21 protein-coding genes are annotated in these 17,938 nt (G+C 44.4%); 4 read left to right on the forward strand and 17 right to left on the reverse strand.

Going from position 1 to position 17,938, the window contains the following annotated elements:
• Window positions 1-79 precede the first annotated feature (79 nt).
• The 16 genes from QOS07_RS08075 to QOS07_RS08150 form a co-directional block, all read right to left on the reverse strand.
• Window positions 80-862 (reverse strand): biotin--[acetyl-CoA-carboxylase] ligase, encoded by a 783-nt coding sequence (locus tag QOS07_RS08075; RefSeq protein ID WP_283588456.1) that lies wholly within the window; start codon window positions 860-862, stop codon window positions 80-82.
• 5 nt (window positions 863-867) lie between these two features.
• Window positions 868-1,629 (reverse strand): enoyl-ACP reductase FabI, encoded by a 762-nt coding sequence (fabI, locus tag QOS07_RS08080; protein ID WP_283588457.1) that lies wholly within the window; start codon window positions 1,627-1,629, stop codon window positions 868-870.
• A gap of 27 nt (window positions 1,630-1,656) precedes the next feature.
• Entirely contained in the window at window positions 1,657-2,430 is a 774-nt protein-coding gene (gene accA / locus QOS07_RS08085; protein WP_283588458.1) for an acetyl-CoA carboxylase carboxyltransferase subunit alpha, read from the reverse strand.
• Window positions 2,420-3,271, reverse strand: a complete 852-nt coding sequence (locus tag QOS07_RS08090) for an acetyl-CoA carboxylase carboxyltransferase subunit beta (RefSeq protein ID WP_283588459.1) — start codon at window positions 3,269-3,271, stop codon at window positions 2,420-2,422. Before QOS07_RS08090 ends, accA begins: the two co-directional genes overlap by 11 nt.
• A complete protein-coding gene (gene accC, locus QOS07_RS08095; RefSeq protein ID WP_283588460.1) occupies window positions 3,258-4,637 on the reverse strand; it encodes an acetyl-CoA carboxylase biotin carboxylase subunit in 1,380 nt (459 codons plus the stop codon). Before accC ends, QOS07_RS08090 begins: the two co-directional genes overlap by 14 nt.
• A 9-nt stretch (window positions 4,638-4,646) precedes the next feature.
• Complete coding sequence (fabZ, locus tag QOS07_RS08100) at window positions 4,647-5,081, reverse strand: 3-hydroxyacyl-ACP dehydratase FabZ (protein WP_283588461.1); 435 nt, start codon at window positions 5,079-5,081, stop codon at window positions 4,647-4,649.
• 3 nt (window positions 5,082-5,084) lie between these two features.
• Complete coding sequence (locus tag QOS07_RS08105; protein ID WP_283588462.1) at window positions 5,085-5,519, reverse strand: acetyl-CoA carboxylase biotin carboxyl carrier protein; 435 nt, start codon at window positions 5,517-5,519, stop codon at window positions 5,085-5,087.
• Window positions 5,520-5,524: 5 nt separating this feature from the next.
• Entirely contained in the window at window positions 5,525-6,757 is a 1,233-nt protein-coding gene (gene fabF / locus QOS07_RS08110) for a beta-ketoacyl-ACP synthase II (RefSeq protein WP_283588463.1), read from the reverse strand.
• A 14-nt stretch (window positions 6,758-6,771) separates the two neighbouring features.
• The gene (gene fabG / locus QOS07_RS08115; RefSeq protein WP_283588464.1) at window positions 6,772-7,503 is read right to left on the reverse strand and encodes a 3-oxoacyl-[acyl-carrier-protein] reductase; all 732 of its coding nucleotides are present in this window, start codon (window positions 7,501-7,503) and stop codon (window positions 6,772-6,774) included.
• Window positions 7,494-8,426, reverse strand: coding sequence for an ACP S-malonyltransferase (locus tag QOS07_RS08120; protein ID WP_283588465.1), 933 nt, complete (start codon window positions 8,424-8,426; stop codon window positions 7,494-7,496). Before QOS07_RS08120 ends, fabG begins: the two co-directional genes overlap by 10 nt.
• Before the next feature lie 5 nt (window positions 8,427-8,431).
• Window positions 8,432-8,677, reverse strand: coding sequence for an acyl carrier protein (locus QOS07_RS08125; RefSeq protein WP_283588466.1), 246 nt, complete (start codon window positions 8,675-8,677; stop codon window positions 8,432-8,434).
• Window positions 8,678-8,698: 21 nt separating this feature from the next.
• A complete protein-coding gene (locus QOS07_RS08130) occupies window positions 8,699-9,667 on the reverse strand; it encodes a beta-ketoacyl-ACP synthase III (protein ID WP_283588467.1) in 969 nt (322 codons plus the stop codon).
• A gap of 21 nt (window positions 9,668-9,688) precedes the next feature.
• Window positions 9,689-10,129, reverse strand: coding sequence for a MarR family winged helix-turn-helix transcriptional regulator (locus QOS07_RS08135; RefSeq protein WP_283588468.1), 441 nt, complete (start codon window positions 10,127-10,129; stop codon window positions 9,689-9,691).
• 72 nt (window positions 10,130-10,201) lie between these two features.
• Complete coding sequence (gene fabZ / locus QOS07_RS08140; RefSeq protein WP_283588469.1) at window positions 10,202-10,648, reverse strand: 3-hydroxyacyl-ACP dehydratase FabZ; 447 nt, start codon at window positions 10,646-10,648, stop codon at window positions 10,202-10,204.
• A gap of 383 nt (window positions 10,649-11,031) precedes the next feature.
• A complete protein-coding gene (gene acpS / locus QOS07_RS08145; protein ID WP_283588470.1) occupies window positions 11,032-11,385 on the reverse strand; it encodes a holo-ACP synthase in 354 nt (117 codons plus the stop codon).
• Window positions 11,386-11,397: 12 nt separating this feature from the next.
• Window positions 11,398-11,826 (reverse strand): CopY/TcrY family copper transport repressor, encoded by a 429-nt coding sequence (locus QOS07_RS08150; RefSeq protein WP_283588471.1) that lies wholly within the window; start codon window positions 11,824-11,826, stop codon window positions 11,398-11,400.
• A 154-nt stretch (window positions 11,827-11,980) separates the two neighbouring features.
• Between QOS07_RS08150 and QOS07_RS08155 the strand changes: the two genes are divergently transcribed.
• Both QOS07_RS08155 and QOS07_RS08160 read left to right on the forward strand, forming a co-directional pair.
• The gene (locus tag QOS07_RS08155) at window positions 11,981-13,363 is read left to right on the forward strand and encodes a DHA2 family efflux MFS transporter permease subunit (RefSeq protein ID WP_283588472.1); all 1,383 of its coding nucleotides are present in this window, start codon (window positions 11,981-11,983) and stop codon (window positions 13,361-13,363) included.
• Window positions 13,364-13,463: 100 nt separating this feature from the next.
• Window positions 13,464-14,624, forward strand: a complete 1,161-nt coding sequence (locus QOS07_RS08160) for an MFS transporter (protein ID WP_283588473.1) — start codon at window positions 13,464-13,466, stop codon at window positions 14,622-14,624.
• 82 nt (window positions 14,625-14,706) lie between these two features.
• On the opposite strand, the gene QOS07_RS08165 is transcribed toward QOS07_RS08160, so the two are convergent.
• The gene (locus tag QOS07_RS08165) at window positions 14,707-15,759 is read right to left on the reverse strand and encodes a dipeptide epimerase (RefSeq protein WP_283588474.1); all 1,053 of its coding nucleotides are present in this window, start codon (window positions 15,757-15,759) and stop codon (window positions 14,707-14,709) included.
• A gap of 100 nt (window positions 15,760-15,859) precedes the next feature.
• Between QOS07_RS08165 and QOS07_RS08170 the strand changes: the two genes are divergently transcribed.
• Together QOS07_RS08170 and QOS07_RS08175 are read left to right on the forward strand one after the other, a co-directional pair.
• Window positions 15,860-16,744: an aldo/keto reductase gene (locus QOS07_RS08170; RefSeq protein WP_283588475.1), complete on the forward strand. Its 885-nt coding sequence runs from the start codon at window positions 15,860-15,862 to the stop codon at window positions 16,742-16,744.
• Window positions 16,745-16,856: 112 nt separating this feature from the next.
• Window positions 16,857-17,804: an alpha/beta hydrolase gene (locus QOS07_RS08175; RefSeq protein ID WP_283588476.1), complete on the forward strand. Its 948-nt coding sequence runs from the start codon at window positions 16,857-16,859 to the stop codon at window positions 17,802-17,804.
• Window positions 17,805-17,938: the final 134 nt, after the last annotated feature.

Below are 17,938 nucleotides of genomic sequence, written 5' to 3' on the forward strand. Positions count from 1 at the left end.
ATTTTTGAATCAATCAAAAATCATAGTCCGGATTTTACTGTTAGAGAACCAAAAATTAATAGTTAATTCCCAGCCTCTTTTAATATTCAACTTTTTGTACTTCACCGCTATGAATCAAGATCTGATGACCATTACTATCAAGCATTACTAGTCCACCGGTCCTGCTAATGTCGGTTGCAATCCCTTTTTTAATCCCGTTCGCGGTTTTAATTGTCACCGGCTTCCCGAGTAGGAAGCAACGTTGGCGATATTTTTCTAAGTACTTCCCACTTGAATAGTCAGATAACATTGTCATCAGGGCAATTAAAAGGTCCGCAGATAAGCGATTTCGGTTAACCGGACTGCCAATCGAGCCAGCCTTTGTGGCAAGTTCGCCAGGAAATGCACCTGTTGTCAGGTTTATTCCAATACCAATAATTATTGATGCTGCAGTATTGCCAAGCTGGTAAACCGCCTCCGTTAAAATACCGGCCACCTTTTTCTTCCCTAGGAAAACATCATTGACCCATTTTAACGAGAACTCTGCCTGCGGAAAGTATTTCTCCAAAACATTTACCACCACGACCGCCGTACTAGTCGTTAGTAAACCTGGCTTCCGCAAGTTGCGAATTTCCTGCGGTGGCAGTAAGAGGCTCATGTAAAGCCCGCTCCCCGCCGGTGAATAAAAGTGGCGACCATGTTGGCCGTAACCACCACTCTGCTGGTTTGCAATAAAGACAACTGGCCCACCATTATCATGGTGAGCTAAGTAATTTTTAGCTAGTAACTGGGTTGATTCTGTCTTTTCAACCGTTACTAGCTTTATTTTTGTTTGCCCAGCAATTGCCTGATCGATTGCTGTTGCCGTCAGTGTTTCCTTCATCTTAATTAAATTAGGTGAACACCCTTATCGACATAAATGACGTCGCCAACAACACCGGTTGACAAGCCACTCATCAAGAAGGCACAGGTACCGCCGATTTCTTCTAACGTAACGCTCTTATTATCAACTGTCCGTTCCTTTGAAACCTTCAATAAGTCAGAGTGACCGCCGATTCCAGTAACAGCCAATGTCTTCATGGCACCGGCGGAAATAGCGTTAACACGGACACCAAATTCACCCATATCACGAGCTAAATACCGGACATTTGCTTCTAGTGCTGCCTTGGCAACCCCCATCACGTTATAACTCGGAATAGCACGTTCAGAACCAAAGTAAGTTAAGGTAACAATGCTTGCCGGATTATTGAGCAGGTCAAGGTCATGGGCACTCTTAGTAACCGCAAGCAATGAATAGGCGGAAACATCTTGGGCAAGGGAGTAGCCAGCACGCGTTGTGGATAAAATTGAACCAGCTAGTTCTTCCTTTTTTGCATAAGCAATTGCGTGAACAATTCCGTCAACCTTTCCAAACCGTTCCTTGATCTTGCTAAATGCATCATTAATGCTTTCGTCACTTGATACATCACACTCAATTAATTGGTCATCATTATTGACTAGTCGACTAACGCTCTTCTTCATCCGTTCGTTTTGGTAGGTGTAGATAACTTCCGCACCCTGCTTAGTCATCTCCTGCGCACATCCCCAGGCAATTGAGCGCTTGTTTGCAACTCCCATTACTATGATTTTCTTGTTATCTAAGATTCCCATTTTTTACTGTTGCTCCTTACTTTTAATTTAAAACTTACGATAACGTTCATGACGTTTAATAATTAACTCGTTAGGCGAAAAAAGTTCTAGTCGAACAATCTCACGTTTTAAAACACTGGCAATATTATCAATTACTCTTTGGTGGTCATCCGGTTCGGAAATAATTCCCTCAATAACCTTCTTCTTTAGCAGGTCTGCTGGTGTTAACTGCATCATCGCCGCCGCTTCACCTGCCCGACTGCTGTCTTTCCAGAGAATTGATGCAAAGCCTTCAGGCGATAATATTGAATATGTGCTATTTTCCAGCATCCAGACCGAATCTCCACAGGCTAAGGCCAACGCACCACCACTGCCGCCTTCACCAAAGATAATCGTAATAATTGGTGTAGCTAATTGTCCTAGTTGAAGAAGGTTGCTTGCAATAGCAGCCCCTTGGCCGTTCTCTTCGGCCGACCGTCCAGGATAAGCACCAGGGGTATTGACAAGAAATACTACTGGACGGTGAAACTTAGCCGCTTGTTTTGCTAGACGCAATGCTTTGCGGTAGCCACCAGGAGTTGGACAACCGAAGTGGGTTGCCATCCGCTCCTCAACTGTCTTTCCACGATCAGTAGCAATCACTGTTACCGCCTGTCCATTGAATTGAGCAAGTCCACCCACGATAGCTGAATCATCAGTTCCCAATCGATCACCATGTAGTTCAATAAAATTAGGGAATAAGTGCTGAATAAGTTCTTTCGTGGTGATTTTTTGGTCACTTCGTGCAGCTGCAACAACCGCAGCGGCATTTTTATTTTCCATCCTGGGCACCTCCTAACTTCAACAGTTGGTAAAGCAATTCTTTTTCATGTTCGCGTTCGACAATGTGGTCAACAAAACCGTGCTTTTGCAGGTTTTCTGCATCCTGCAAGTCCGCTGGGATTTTCTGGTGGATTGTTTGTTCAATTACCCGCCGCCCAGCAAAACCAATAAGGGCATGTGGTTCAGCAATCGTAATGTCACCTTGCATTGCAAAACTGGCGGTCACCCCACCAGTCGTTGGGTCAGTTAGAACAACGATATAAAGGAGTCCTGCTGCTGAATGCTGAGCAATCGCATTGGAAACTTTTGCCATCTGCATCAGGGACAAAATGCCTTCCTGCATCCGTGCACCACCAGAAGCAGTCCACAGTACTACTGGCAGCCTTTTTTCCGTTGCGCGTTCAAAAAGTCGGGTTAACTTTTCACCTGTAACGGTCCCCAACGAACCCATAATGAAGGTCGGATCCATTACGCCAAAGCCAAATTTTTCGTCATTAATTAAGGCCTCACCAGTAAGGGCCGAGTCATTTAGCCCCGTCTTTTCCTGGCTGGCATGCAGCTTAGCAGGATAACCCGGAAAGTTCAGCGGATCCTTTGTCTGCAAATCTTCATCTAGGTCACTATACCTATCTACCGCCCACTTTAGTCGTTGCTTGGCACTAATTCGGAAACCATAATGACAGTTGGGGCAAGTTGCAAATTCATTGATCTGCTTGGAAAGAATTGCGGTCCCACACTTCGGGCATTTTTGCCACAAGCCGTCTGGAACCTTAGCATCTGCCTGTTTGTCGGCCTTAACATGCTGTGCTGTTAACGTATTGTCTTGTTCATACAGCTTCATCTTTTTGCGCTCCTTTCCATTTTGGCAGGAATGAATTCTCTAAATAAGCCGTTGTAAAATGTCCACTCAAAAATTCTGGATCGTTTAAGATTGCCAAATGAAAGTTTTGGTTCGTGTGAATCCCCATAATTACCATTTCATTCAGTAGTCGCTTGAGCTTTTGAACTGCTTCCTGACGGTTATGACCATGGGCAATTACTTTTGCGACCATCGAGTCATAAAACGGCGTAACCGTAGTTCCAGGGTAAAGGGCTGTGTCGATTCGCATTCCGAGGTTACCAACTGGTAGGTAGAGGTAATTTACCTTCCCGGTCGATGGCATGAAGTTATGTGCGGGGTCCTCAGCATTAATTCGACACTCAATCGCTACCCCATCCAGTTTAATGTCATCCTGACTAAACGGGAGTTTCTCACCTGCGGCCACCTTTAACTGTGCCTTTACCAGGTCAATTCCGGTAACCATTTCCGTTACCGTATGTTCAACTTGGATCCGGGTATTCATTTCCATGAAGTAAAAATGATGGTCCTGGTCCATCAAAAATTCTAACGTCCCAGTGTTGAGATAATTGATCGCATTAACTGCTTTTAGAGCAATCTGCCCTAATTTTTGCCGCTGTTCTGGACTGACAAGTGAGCAAGGGCTTTCTTCAAGTACTTTTTGCTTGTTACGTTGCAGTGAACAATCCCGTTCAGGAAAATAAACTGCGTGACCAAACTGATCGCGAAAGACTTGCACTTCGATATGTTTAACATTCTCCATTATCTTTTCCAGGTACATGCGGTCATCATTAAAGGAGAGGCGTGCTTCGCTTTGTGCTTCATTAAACGCACGCTCCATCTGACCAGGATCATTTACCCGCCGGATCCCTTTACCGCCACCACCAGCAGCGGCCTTTAATAAGACCGGATAGCCGATCTTACTAGCAACCTTTTCTGCTGATGCGTAATCGCGAATATAACCCTCACTGCCGGGAATAACAGGGACGCCTGACTTCCGCATCTGTTCGCGAGCATGCTCCTTGTTTCCCATCAAATCAATGGTTTTAGCGTGGGGCCCGATAAAAGTAATCCCACATTCCGCACACATTTCCGCAAATTCCGCATTCTCGGAGAGGAAACCAAAACCCGGATGGATTGCCTGCGCACCCGTCCCAACAGCAGCTGCCAAGATATTTTGCATGTTTAGGTATGAATCTTGCGGGCGGGCTGTACCAACACAGACTGCTTCATCCGCCAACTGAACATGGAGACTTTCCCGGTCAGCAGTTGAATAGATTGCAACCGACTTAATCCCCAATTCTCTTAAAGAACGAATGATGCGGACTGCAATTTCACCACGGTTGGCGACTAAAACCTTTAAAAACATTTAATTCACCTAGCCAATCACAAAAGTTAAGTCAGCGGTGCAGGCCTTTTCGCCATCCACCGTTGCAATTCCTTTTCCTTCACCAATATTTCCACGAACCTTGGTCAATTCCACTTCTAAACGCATTGAATCGCCGGGACGGACCACCTTCCGGAATTCAGCAGATTGAATTCCACCAAAGTAAGCAGTCTTGCCCTTAAATTCTGGTGCAGACAGTAAGGCAACCGCACCAGTCTGCGCGAGTGATTCAACAATTAGCGCACCGGGAAGAACCGGGTTACTTGGGAAGTGACCATTGAATACTTCCTCGTGAATTGTTACGTTTCGTTTAGCAACCGCCATCTTTCCCGGTTCCAGTTCTTCTACCCGGTCAATTAATAGCATTGGGTAGCGGTGTGGAATTATCTTCTGAATTTCTGTTGAATCTAAATCTACTTTTGCCATTCATTAACCCTCCGTAATTGTAAATAGTGGTTGGTCAAATTCAACCAAGTCACCGTTTTCGACGTTAACTGACTCAATAATGCCATCGTGGTCACTTTTAACTTCAGTCAACATCTTCATTGCTTCAATTACGCAAACTACATCGCCCTTGTGAACATGATCCCCTGTTTTAACGTAAGCCGGCTTATTAGGCTTTGGTTGCAGGTAAACGGTACCGACAAGCGGGGCCTTAATTGAAACAGAACTAGCTTGTTTTTCTGCAGGTGCCTCAGTTGAAACTGCACCGGGTTTTGCAGTTGTTCCTTGTTCTGCCGGTGATACCACTGAATTTTCATTCTTGCTTAAGTAAAGGTGAAAATCCTGATCATCAATTTTTAGTTCGCGAGTTGAAGATTTTTCAAACCCGGTCATTAACTTCTGAATGTCATTAAATTCCAAGTATGTTACCCCCATTTGCGAAATGCTAACACGGCATTATGTCCACCAAAGCCAAAGGAATTGCTCAGGGCGTACTGAGCGGTTGGCATGTCTTGGTTATCCTTGTTTACCAGGTTAACCTGGCATTCTTCATCCTGGTTTTCACAGCCAACGTTCATTGGCAGTTTTCCTTGTTGTAGTGCCGCGACGGTAATTACCGCTTCAATAGCACCAGCGGCACCAAGCAAGTGGCCGGTCATCCCCTTAGTGGAACTGACCAGAACCTTGCTTTCCTTACCAAATACCTTGTTAATTGCCAATGCTTCACCACTGTCGTTTGCGTGGGTTGCGGTACCATGAGCATTAATGTAGTCAACATCTTCTGGCTTAATGCCAGCCTCATCGATTGCTTGTTGCATTGCTCGAGCAGCACCCTTGCCTTCCGGATCCGGTGCCGTGATGTGATAAGCATCACCAGTAGCACCATATCCGACTACTTCACCAATAATTTTGGCGCCACGTTCCTGCGCATGTCCTAAGCTTTCTAGGATTAAGGCACCGCCACCTTCACCGAGGACGAAACCGTTCCGGTCACGGTCAAATGGCTTGGAAGCCTTCAGCGGATCAGTAGTAGTTGAAAGTGCGTTCAGGGAAGCAAAGCCAGAAATGCCAATCTCGTTGACCGAAGCTTCTGACCCACCAGCGATCATTGCCTGGGCCCGTCCTTCTTTAATTTGACGATAGGCTTCACCAATACTGTTAGTACCAGTTGCACAAGCGGTCACAATAGAGGTACAAATGTTTTGCGCATTTGCCCGAATAGCAATGTTTCCGGCTGCCATATTGGCAATGGCCATCGGCACAAACATCGGTGAAACCCGCTTTGGCCCTTTATCATGCATCTTAATAATCTGTTCTTGGATGGTAGTCAGGCCGCCAATTCCGGATCCATAGATTACCCCGAGGTCTTCGGGCTTTGTATTTTCTTCATTAATACCGGCCATTTCTAGCGCCTCAATTGCGGTTTGAACAGCGTATTGTGAGTACAGGTCCATCCGGCGAGCAGCCTTCTTACCGACAACTGCCTTCGGGTCAAAGTCGTCAACTTCACCAGCAACCGCAATACCGGTCGGTTCAGCATCAAACTTAGTAATTTTTTTAATCCCCACCTTACCTGCGAGGGTGTTATTGACGAAGTTGTTTAAGCCATTACCATTTGGTGCAATGGCACCCATTCCTGTAATTACTACTCTTGTCATTTTCTTATTCACTCCTAAATGGTCATTCCACCGTCGACAACAATTACTTGCCCAGTAATATAGTCATTTTGTGCCAAAAAGATTGCTGTCTGAGCAACTTTTTCAGGCTTTCCGAAACGTCGTAAAGGAATTTGACCACTAATTTGTTTTTTCACCTTATCAGAAAGCTTAACTGTCATTTCACTATCAATCATGCCGGGGGCAATCGCATTGCAACGAATTCCACGAAGGGCGCCCTCTCTAGCAACCGTTTTGGTAAGTCCAATCAAACCAGCCTTACTAGCAGCATAATTAGCTTGCCCGGCATTTCCGTGCATTCCGACAACGCTCGCCAGGTTAATAATGCTTCCTTGACGCTTCTTGTACATCTTTTTAAGAATTAATTCTGTCAGCAAGAATGGACCGCGAAGGTTGACGGCAATTACATCGTCAAAGTCTTCCTGTTTCATTCCAATAAATAGTTTGTCCCGGTTGATACCGGCGTTGTTAACCAGAATATCAACTTGACCAAACTGGTCCCAGGCCTGCTTAGCCAGCTGTTTAATTTCAGCCGGCTTTGCCATATCACCTTGTAGATATACGTATTGGCCGCCGATACTTTCGAGTTCCTTCTTTTGCTCATCCGTAAGTTCATGACGACCATTTAAGATCACCCGACAACCAGCCTTAAGGAATGCCTTAGCTGTTGCTGCACCAATTCCCCGACTGCTACCGGTAATCAGTGCGACCTTGTTTTTTAACTCCATTGCTGATTCTCCTTTACGAATTCTGCATAATCCTTCATTGTTGCAATATTTGACCGCTTCAACCGTGGATTAACCTGCTTGGCAAAGCGGGAAAGTGTCTTCCCGGGGCCGATTTCTAGTGTTGAATCAATCCCCTGGTGTTCAACCATGTAGGCAACATCATCACCGAAGTGTGTTGGTACAGCTAATTGCCGTTCCATAATCGACGCAATCTTATCATCTTGAAATTCACTAACTGTGGTATTGCTAATAACCGGAATAGCTGGCTGACGAAATGGTTGGTTAGCCAGACGGGCATGCATTTTTTGTCGAGCACCATTGAAGAGTGGTGTATGGAATGCGCCGCTGACCCGTAAAACAACAACCCGCTTAGCAGCAGACTGTTCTTTTAATTCAGCAACCGCTTCTTTTAGTTCATCCGTTACCCCGCCGATCACTAATTGTGCTGGTGAGTTGTAGTTAGCAATCCAAACATGTGGGTATTTATCACAAACATCGTTCACTTTTTTTACGTCTGGATTCAAAACAGCGGCCATTGAGCTTGCAGTTTGGTCAGCATCTGTTTGCATATACCGGCCACGATCAGTTAATAATTGAAGGCCCTGACCAGCTGACAATGAATTGCTAGCCATTAATGCCGCATATTCACCAAGGGATAAGCCAGCCATTGCGGCAACTGGTAGCTTTGGAAGGTCACGGCTGAGCATCCGGTAAATTCCGTAGCTCACCGCAACCAGTGCTGGTTGAACATTTTTGGTTTCCTTAAGCTTGCCATCTTCACTCGCCATGATCTTTTTAAGGTCAAGGTCAGTAACCGAACTTCCTTCAGAAATGATGCTTTCAAAAAGGGGATCAGATAAAAAATCCAATCCCATCCCTGGCTTTTGTGCCCCTTGACCGCTAAATAACAGTCCTAATTTCATCTGTATTAGTCCTTTGCAGCAATTTGCTTAGCAACCAGGTCAACTACGTCAGAAATGGTCGTAACTGATTCGTCACTATCTAATTCAATGTCAAACTTATCTTCAAGTTCATTCATAATTTCAAAAACGTCAAGACTGTCGGCATCTAAATCGTCTTGGATCTTTGCATCCATCGTTACCTTGTCTTCGTCAACATCCAATTCATCAACTGCAATTACCTTAACATCATTGAAAATTTCTTCTTTAGTCATAATCTTTTTCCTCTTTCTGTATTAATATTTAATAATTATTGTTCCGGTGGTTAAGCCGCCGCCAAATCCTGCAAGTGCAACTATCTCACCATGATTAATTACACCCTTTTTAACGCATTCTGCTAGCAAGATCGGCTCACTCGCGGCTGAAGTATTTCCATACTCGTCAATATTGATCGGAAACTTAGCTAGTGGCTGATTTAACCGTCTTGCTACTTGCCGAATAATACGTGCATTCGCCTGGTGAAGCAAAAAATGGTCAACCTGGTCCAAATCAATCTGAGCCTTTGCTGCTGCCCGCTTAATTGACGCTGGAACCTCGTGCGTTGCAAACTTGTAAACTGCTCGCCCATCCATCGTAAATGGAGATAACTTAGCAACAGGTGCGGGAAAAGCTGAAGCGACCGGAGTTTGACCGGCGACAATCTTATCGCCAAGCTGGCCAAAGCTTGCTAAATCTTCACCTAGTAGATGGTGGTCGGCAGAAGTACTAAGCAAAACGCCGCCAGCCCCATCACCAAAAAGCACCGCAGTTGAACGGTCCTCCCAGTTAATAATCTTTGAGAGTGTCTCGCTACCAATGACCATCGCATGGTTAAATGCAGGCTTTTTTAGTAAGGCACTGGCAACCGTTAACGCGTACACAAATCCTGAACAAGCGGCTGAGATGTCAAACGCCACTGCATGTCCTGCGCCAATTTTCCCCTGCACTAGTGCAGCAGTAGATGGCGTGTAAGAATCGGGCGACATTGTTGCCACAATTATCAGATCAACATCCTGGGCCGGACACCCGCTCTCTAAGAGGAGCTTTTTACCAACCGCCGCAGCCAGGTCACTCGTGTTTTGGCTTGTGCTGATATGACGACGCTTAATCCCTGTACGTGACCTAATCCATTCGTCGGAAGTATCCATCAGCTGACTGAGGTCATCATTAGTGACTACCTTGTTAGGAGTCACCGAAGCAGTACTGACTATTTTCCAATCATTCACTACTAATCTTTCCTTACCTAATTAAGCATGTTCATCTAGGAAGTCCTCAAGGTTGGAGATCGCTTTATTAACAACCTTTAACTCCTGGTCATCCATGTCCTTTAAGAAGCTTTTAACCATCATGTTATGGAAAGCACGGTGTGCACGGTAAAGTACCCGCCCCTTCTTGGTTAAGTAAAGGCGGATAATTCGCCGGTCAGTCTCATCACGCTTCCGTTCAACATAACCCTTGCGAATAAGCCGGTCAGTCATGGCCGTCATTGTTCCGGGTGTAAGGTGGAGCTTTTTAGCAACTTGCGAAACCGTTTGGTGATCATACATCGAAATTGCATCGACGGCGTGGAGTTCCTTAATTGTTAAGTCACTAAAAGTACTTTTGCACAGTTCTTTTTCTTCAACCCATAGGATACCGTTATATATTTTTATCAGTGCTTTATTAATTTGTTGGTACTCATCCGCCATAATGTATTCTCCTTTTTGTTTGCCTTATCAAATAATTTAGATATCAAAATACATTATAGTCGAAACAAGACTTTAAATCTTTGCTTGACGATCGGCAACGATGAAGACCAACTGGGCACTACAAACCTTCTTATCATCGACTGTAGCCACTGCATCAACAATGCCCATCCGACTACGTTTCTTGAGCATCTTGATGTGGAGCTTCATCACATCTCCTGGTTTAACCATCCGGCGAAACTTTCCCTTATGGATCGCACCGAGGTAAGCTGTCTTCTTGTAAAACTCTGGTGATTTCAGAATTAAGATCGAAGCCGCTTGGGCTAGGGTCTCAATAATCAGTACGCCAGGCATTACCGGATTCCCAGGAAAGTGCCCCCGAAAGAAGGACTCATTAATCGTTACATTTTTGGTTGCAACGATGCTTTCGCCAGGAACCATCGAATCAACATAATCAATATAGCAAATTGGATAGCGATTCGGAATTAAATCCATAACTTCCTGAGCTGTCATTAATGCCAAATATCACACCAACTTTCTGTTTAAAAAGTATTTCGAATATCAAAGTATTCGATGGTCAAATTATATTTAGAACTATTTTGATTGTCAAACTATTTTTAGCCATAAATCGTGTTATGGCATTGTTTTATAATTTTATCTATTTGATAATCAGCAATAGTTCATGCCCTTAACTAAATTTCGAAAGAACTGATTTTTATTTAAAAAATTTAGGGCCCGTGACAAAACCTGGTTTTATCACGAGCCCTTGTTTTAGCTCCGAATATTATAGAGATATCGCGTGCCACAACCCAGGACCTTAGTTGTATAGCTACAGCCATCAGTCCCTAACCGGTTTGTGTCACAGCTCTATTAAGTAAAGCAGCCAATAAAAATGCCTTCACATCTTATCGCTCTAGTATTATTTCTGTCATTACTAATTGGCCGGTGTGACTTACTGAAGCGTGTACCCGGCCATTAAAAGGTGACTTAGTAACGATTGGTGCACCTAATTCATTATCGATAATCTCGATATCTTGGAAGCCAACTTGTTTCCCGATACCTGTTCCCCACGCCTTGGAAAACGATTCTTTTAGTGACCACCGGCCAGCCAGATATTCGGCAGCCCGTTGGTTACTATACTGTTCATATTGCTTTTGTTCACGCGGTGTGAGAATTCGGTCGATATATTGCGGATGACGTTTTGCCAGTCTTTTTACCCGGTCAATCTCCGTTAAGTCAATTCCTAATCCCCTAATCATATTAGTCGTCTCCTAGCAGTTCATTTCACGGCCTGGTACACAGTTACACTTAACACTATCTGGCGCATTCTTACCCTTTTTGTTGAGCAATTGTTGCAACCGATTAATGTCATCCTTGCTTAATTCAGCGTTTTCAACTACGTGATAAAGAGTTGCCCCGACCCGGCGCTCACAGATATTATCAAACAAGTTATCCGCTGCAAGGCACATGGTTGCTTCTTCTTCAACCAATGGGTGGTAAACAAATGCCCGTCCCTTCTTTTCAGTCGAAAGTGCACCCTTATCTACCAGTCGGCGGAGGAGAGTCTTGATCGTTGCCGACTTCCAGTCAACCCTCCGTTGAAGAAGGTCAATGATTTCGTGACTGGTACAACTGCCAAGTGTCCACACGATCCGCATTACCCGCCATTCTGCCGGTGAAATTTGCTGGTCTGCCTTCATTTTGTCCGCCTCCAGTTTGTTTACATGTGTAGATTCACTATATTTTACCATTTTCATTGCTTTCAGCCAACAAAATTCTTGATTGACTTTCATCCAGGGCTTGGTAAACTAAAAACTATTAGTTTTACAAAAGGGAGATAAAAGTTACACATATATGAAAGATCAACGAATAAGCCACGCACTAGTCATCATGGTTTTCGGTACCTTTTTTGGCTTGCTCTGTTCAACCTTGATGAATATCGCGTTGCCAACGTTTATGAAGGTTTTTGGAATTTCTGAAGGACGCGTTCAGTGGGTAATGAATGGTTACATGCTGGTTAACGCTTTAATGATCCCCGTTAGTTCATACCTTATTAAGCGTTTCTCATTCCGCCGCCTGTTCATTATTTTTGCCGGCGTTTTCCTGGTTGGGACAATTATGGGTGCTCTTGCTAGTAATTTTAGCTTCATTGTCCTCGCGCGGATGATTCAGGCAATTGGTGCCGGAATGATGATGCCGTTAGTCAACGTGTTGGCTATTCGTTATGCCGTTCCTGGTAAAAAAGGACGAATTATGGGCGTAATTGGCCTAGCCTTTAACTGTGCACCAATTCTTGGGCCAGCCGTCTCAGGCTTCTTACTAGACTACTTATCATGGCGCTACCTCTTTATCCTTATTATCCCATTTGCCTTGATTACTTTGCTCTTGTCATTTTTCTTTCTTCCCTACATCCCGCACAACGAATCGCCGCGCTTTGATGTGGTTGGATTAGTGACAATTACAATTGGGCTCTGGTCATTACTGATGGGGTTATCAAACGTTTCAAACTACAAACTGGCGACCTTCGACGTTGCGGGTTACGTACTAATTGGAATTGTGGCCTTGACTTTTTATGTTATCAACCAGCGCCATAGTGACCACCAGCTGATTAACTTTAAGATTTTTGCCCACAAACAATTCGTTCTGGCTACGGTAATTAATATGCTGATTACGGCTACCATGTACGGAAACTCCATTTTAATTCCATTACTTGTTCAGATTGTTCTTGGCAAAGGGACCGTAATTTCCGCAATTACTGTTTTGCCGGGGGCAATCTTAACCGGGCTACTTTCCACCACTAGTGGGCGATTTTACGATATTTACCCAATTAAGTGGTTAGTCGGTGCGGGACTAATTATTGATATTATTGGGACGACCTTCCAGGCAGTAATTGGTGCGCAGAGTACAGTTTTGATGATTACCATTTTCCAAACCGTCCGCCAGTTCGGGTTAGTTACCATGCTGATTCCGTTACAAACTCAGGCGCTCTCACTACTGCCAAACGAAATCGTGCCAGATGCAGTTGCAACATTTAATACGATGCGGCAAATTGCAGCCTCGTTTGGGACGGCGTTGATCGTTGCCGTTGTGGGGATTGTCAACAACATCCTCCACTGTCAGTCATCACACCTTGGAATCCAAACTGGTTTTGCCTTCTGCCTCATATTACTACTGGTTTCCCTTTTTTTGAGTCGGCAGCTCTACCATAAGATTGTCCGTCAGGGAACCAGCGCATAGACTAGAAGTTATTTGGTTGACTATTTGTCAATCAAATAACTTTTTTAGTTTGCTAGTAAATGCCTTATGGTAAAATGTTTTACGGAAAGGAGTTAAATCAATGACTAAGTATCGTTTACAGTCCATCACCTTTGTGCTGGTTGCTTTTCTCTTGGGCTGTAATGAATTTATGGTGGTTGGGGTTCTCTCCAACATCGCGAAAAGCTACCATGCCTCACTATCGACAGTGGGCTTCCTCGTCACGATGTTTGCACTGACATACGCAATTTGTACGCCGGTGCTGACTACCATCACTAGTAAGTATGACCGTTTTAAAGTATTGATGACCCTGATGGTGATCTTTCTGCTAGGAAATACGCTGACCGCATGTGCACCTACCTTGTTTTGGCTCTTCGTGTCCCGAATCATTACCGCTGGTGTTGCCGGTGCAATTATTTCATTAATCCTGGTGTATGTCAGTATCATTGCCCCAATCGAGAAGCGTTCAATGCTAGTGGCCACTGTTTTCTCTGGTTTTAGTACCGCAACGATTATCGGGGTACCGATTGGCACAACCATTTCTACTGCCTTTTCTTGGCATGCAAGTTTTGCCCTGATCAGTGTCGTAACGTTGATTGTCGGCGCTTTTCTTTACTTCCTAGTTCCAAGGAATACCAAGCAGACAAAGGGATCTATTGGACACCAGGTTAAGTTACTCAAGGATCCGCGGATCTTTCTGGGGATTGTCGTAATGATCACCATCATTGCTGCTGAATACACCTTTTATACTTATATTCGGCCGATCATTACTAACGTCCTCAATTACAGCACTACCCAGTTGAATTGGCTTCTGGGGTTAGTCGGGGTAATGTTCATCATTGGTAATACCTGTGCCGGTATTATTTCCAGTCGGTATGGTGTTACGAAACTACCACTGATTAGCTTGGCCTGCTTGATCCTCTTATTAGTAATGGGATTAAGCTTCAAGTTACCACTTGCTGGGATTGCGCTGCTTTGTGTAATTTGCCTGGTACTGGGAATGCCTGGTTCGATCTTGCAAGTGATGTTTCTAAACGTGGCTGACCGTGATTATCCAGCCGCAATGAACCTTGCTTCCTCACTAAACCCAATTTGTACTAACATTGGGGTAACGGTTGGCTCTTTCACGGCGTCGATCGCAGTTAATTTTGTCGCAATTAGTCAAATTGGTTACATTGGTGCACTTTTTGCAATTATCAGTACCGTTGGCTCGGTCATGCTTGTCCACCGTACTACTAAATAAAATGATATTACTATTAATTATTCTGAATTAAAAACAAGGGTGTCATGACAGAACCGTTTTTGTCACGACGCCCTTCTTTGTTTTAAAGCCACAATTTTGGCCCCTGGTGTTTAATTTTTGTTAACTGGTCTTCCTTCGCCATGAAACAGGAATCAAGGTCAATAAAGTGAACATTTTCGTGAGCGTTAGCGAAGGCAAGTGCGGCCGCTAGGCTTTCTTCTGCCTCAATCATACAACCAACCATGCAGGGAATCCCCGCCGTTGCACAAAGCTGGTTAATAATAGTTGCATTGTATAGGCCCCCACTCTTCATCAGCTTAATATTAACCAGATCCGCAGCACCGGCTTTAATTACCTGCAAAGCATCTGCTGGCGAAAAGACACTTTCGTCAAGCATAATTGGCAAAATACTCTCTGCACGTAACTTTGCTAACCCTAGTAGGTCCGCAGCGGGCAAGGGCTGCTCGAGAAACGAAATATTTAGGTTAGCGTCTGCCAACATCTTTATTCCCAGTAATGCTTCCTTATAGTTCCAGCCCTGGTTAACATCAATCCTGAGTGCCACCTGTGGACCAACGGCGTCTGCAATTGCTGTCACTATTGCAACATCCTCTTGAACTGGTTGGTTACCGATCTTTACTTTCAACGCGGTGAAGCCATCCCTGACTAATTGCCTTGCTTCGTTAACCATTTGTGCCTGGGGGCCGATACTAATGGTATAGTCAGTTGCCATTGCATGTTTTGCTCCGCCGAGCAAGGTTGTTAACGGCAGGCCGCTGATTTGACTTTGTAAGTCATAAATAGCGATGTCAAAGGCGGCCTTTGCTGGTTCATTATAACGAATTACCGAATTCAATCGTCCCATCAATGTCTCAAGGTGACCAAGGGACAAACCGATAAGTTCAGGAGCAATTACCGACTCAGCGACCTCCTTCAGACTAGCGATTGTATCTCCCGTCACTTGTTCGTTCGGTGTTGCGGCACCGATACCGACCATCCCATTCCGTAATGTTACCTGTACCTGGACTGCACGGATTGCACTTACTTGGTGTAAGTGGGTAACAAACGGCCGTTTCAACGGTGCTTCAGTCAGTCTTGTTTGAACATCAACAATTTTTAACTGGTCTTCATTCATTAATATCAAGTCATTTCTTTTAAGATTATTTTCATAATAGCACTTTGTCTGGTTTTCTGCTGGAAATGGTATACTAGGTTGATAAGAAGGTGTTTAGATCATGGATGAAAGTAAAAGTATAAAACTAAACAATGGCTTAACAATGCCGAAAGTTGGTCTTGGCGTTTGGAAGTCATCTAATGAGGAAACTAGTAACATGGTGGCTACGGCAATGGAGAATGGCTACCGCCTCTTCGACACTGCAAAACAATACGGGAATGAAGCTGCCGTTGGTGCCGGCCTTACTTCCGGTATGCAAAAAACTGGGCTCAACCGTTCAGACCTTTTCCTCACCACTAAGATCTTTAATGGTGACCAGGGTAATTATGATAAGCTCCGTGAAGCTGTAAATGGACAATTGAAACGATTGCAAACTGACTATGTTGACTTGCTACTCCTCCACTGGCCAGTATTTGACAAGTATACTGAAAGTTGGCGGGCCTTAGAGGATATTTACCATGACGGTCAAGCTAAGGCAATTGGGGTTTGCAACTTTAATGTGGAACACTTAACCAATTTACTGGACCATGCACGGATTAAGCCAATGGTTAACCAGATTGAATTTAACCCCCGGATCCACCAACCAGATACCGTTGCATTCTGTCAGGGCAACGCCATCCAGCTCGAAGCATGGTCACCGCTCGGTAATGGACAACTACTGAGCGAACCGGTGATTAAGAAGATTGCTGATGACCATGACAAGAGTGTTGCTCAAGTTGAATTGCGGTGGGAACTCCAACAAGGATTCGTAGTTATTCCTAAATCAACACATGCTGAACGGATGCGTGAAAATATGGACGTCTTTAATTTCACCCTCACCCCTGACGAAATGGAGGCAATCGCTGAACTGGACCAGGAAAAGCACTCGATTTGGTACGACAAGTTTAAGTGGAGCGGAAATCCGGACGGTGTTGACGATTACATCGCCAAGACTAATGCATTCTAACTAATATGAGGCATAATGAAACGTTATGCCTCTTTTTGTTTGATTCACCATCAAGTTTGGCATAGGATAACCATTATGTTTTCTTAAGTCTATTACGAAAGGATGTGTCTAAATGACTAGCAAGAAGGGATTTTTACTTACTAGTCTCGCGACTGTAGGGGGGATCGCAGCAACCAGTTTTGCTGTGAGCGAACACCTTTTCAAGATTGCATTTAAGCGGGTCAATTATGTGCCCGAAACGTCAGAAGAAAAGCAAAAGTACGCCAACGAATACTGGGGATACGTTGATTGGTTCAAGCTAGTTGAAAAGGAGCGCTGGACATTTTCACCGGAAGACGGTGATGGCGAAATGTCTGCCTACTTTATTCCTGCCAAAGATGGTAATAAGGAGAAGGCAGTGGTCATTTCTCATGGTTACAAGGGTAATGGTGAAACGATGTCTAGCTATGCCAAGATGTTTTATGATCTTGGCTTTAACGTCCTTCTTCCCGATGACCGAGCCCATGGTCAAAGTGCTGGTCGCTACATCAGTTTTGGCTGGTTAGACCGGCTTGACTACCAGGAATGGTTAAAACGAGTAGTTAACCGGCTTGGTAACCAAGTTAAGATTGTCCTCTTTGGTGTCTCCATGGGTGGTGCGACCGTTGAAATGATGAGTGGTGAAAAACTACCACCACAAGTCAAATGCATCATCGCCGATTGTGGATACTCCAGCATCAAGGATGAGCTTGCTTACCTGCTAAAGAAGCAATACCACCTACCTGAGTATCCAATCTACCCGCTGGTTTCAACAATTAGCCGCCACCGTCTTGGCTTTTATCTTGGCGACGTTTCATCAACGGAGCAGCTGGCTAAGAACAAGTTGCCGATTTTCTTTATCCATGGTGAAAAGGATGATTACGTTCCTAGCTACATGGCACTGGAAAATTATCAAGCAACGAAGGCACCAAAGGACTTATGGATCGTTGACAACGCTACCCATGCGGAAAGCTTCTGGATTAACCCCCAGGACTACCGCGACCACGTGGTGCACTTCTTAAAGGAATATTTTGATAATTAATAATTAAAGGCTTTCCCATGTTTGAATAACATCAAATGCGGGAAAACCTTTTTTTAATTGGCAGATTGTAAAATTTAAGTTGAACATATTAGTGGACAGAAAAACCCATAAAGGTCTTTAATGGTGTCACCACA

The organism is Limosilactobacillus viscerum (genome assembly GCF_947387525.1).
Taxonomy (GTDB): domain Bacteria; phylum Bacillota; class Bacilli; order Lactobacillales; family Lactobacillaceae; genus Limosilactobacillus; species Limosilactobacillus viscerum.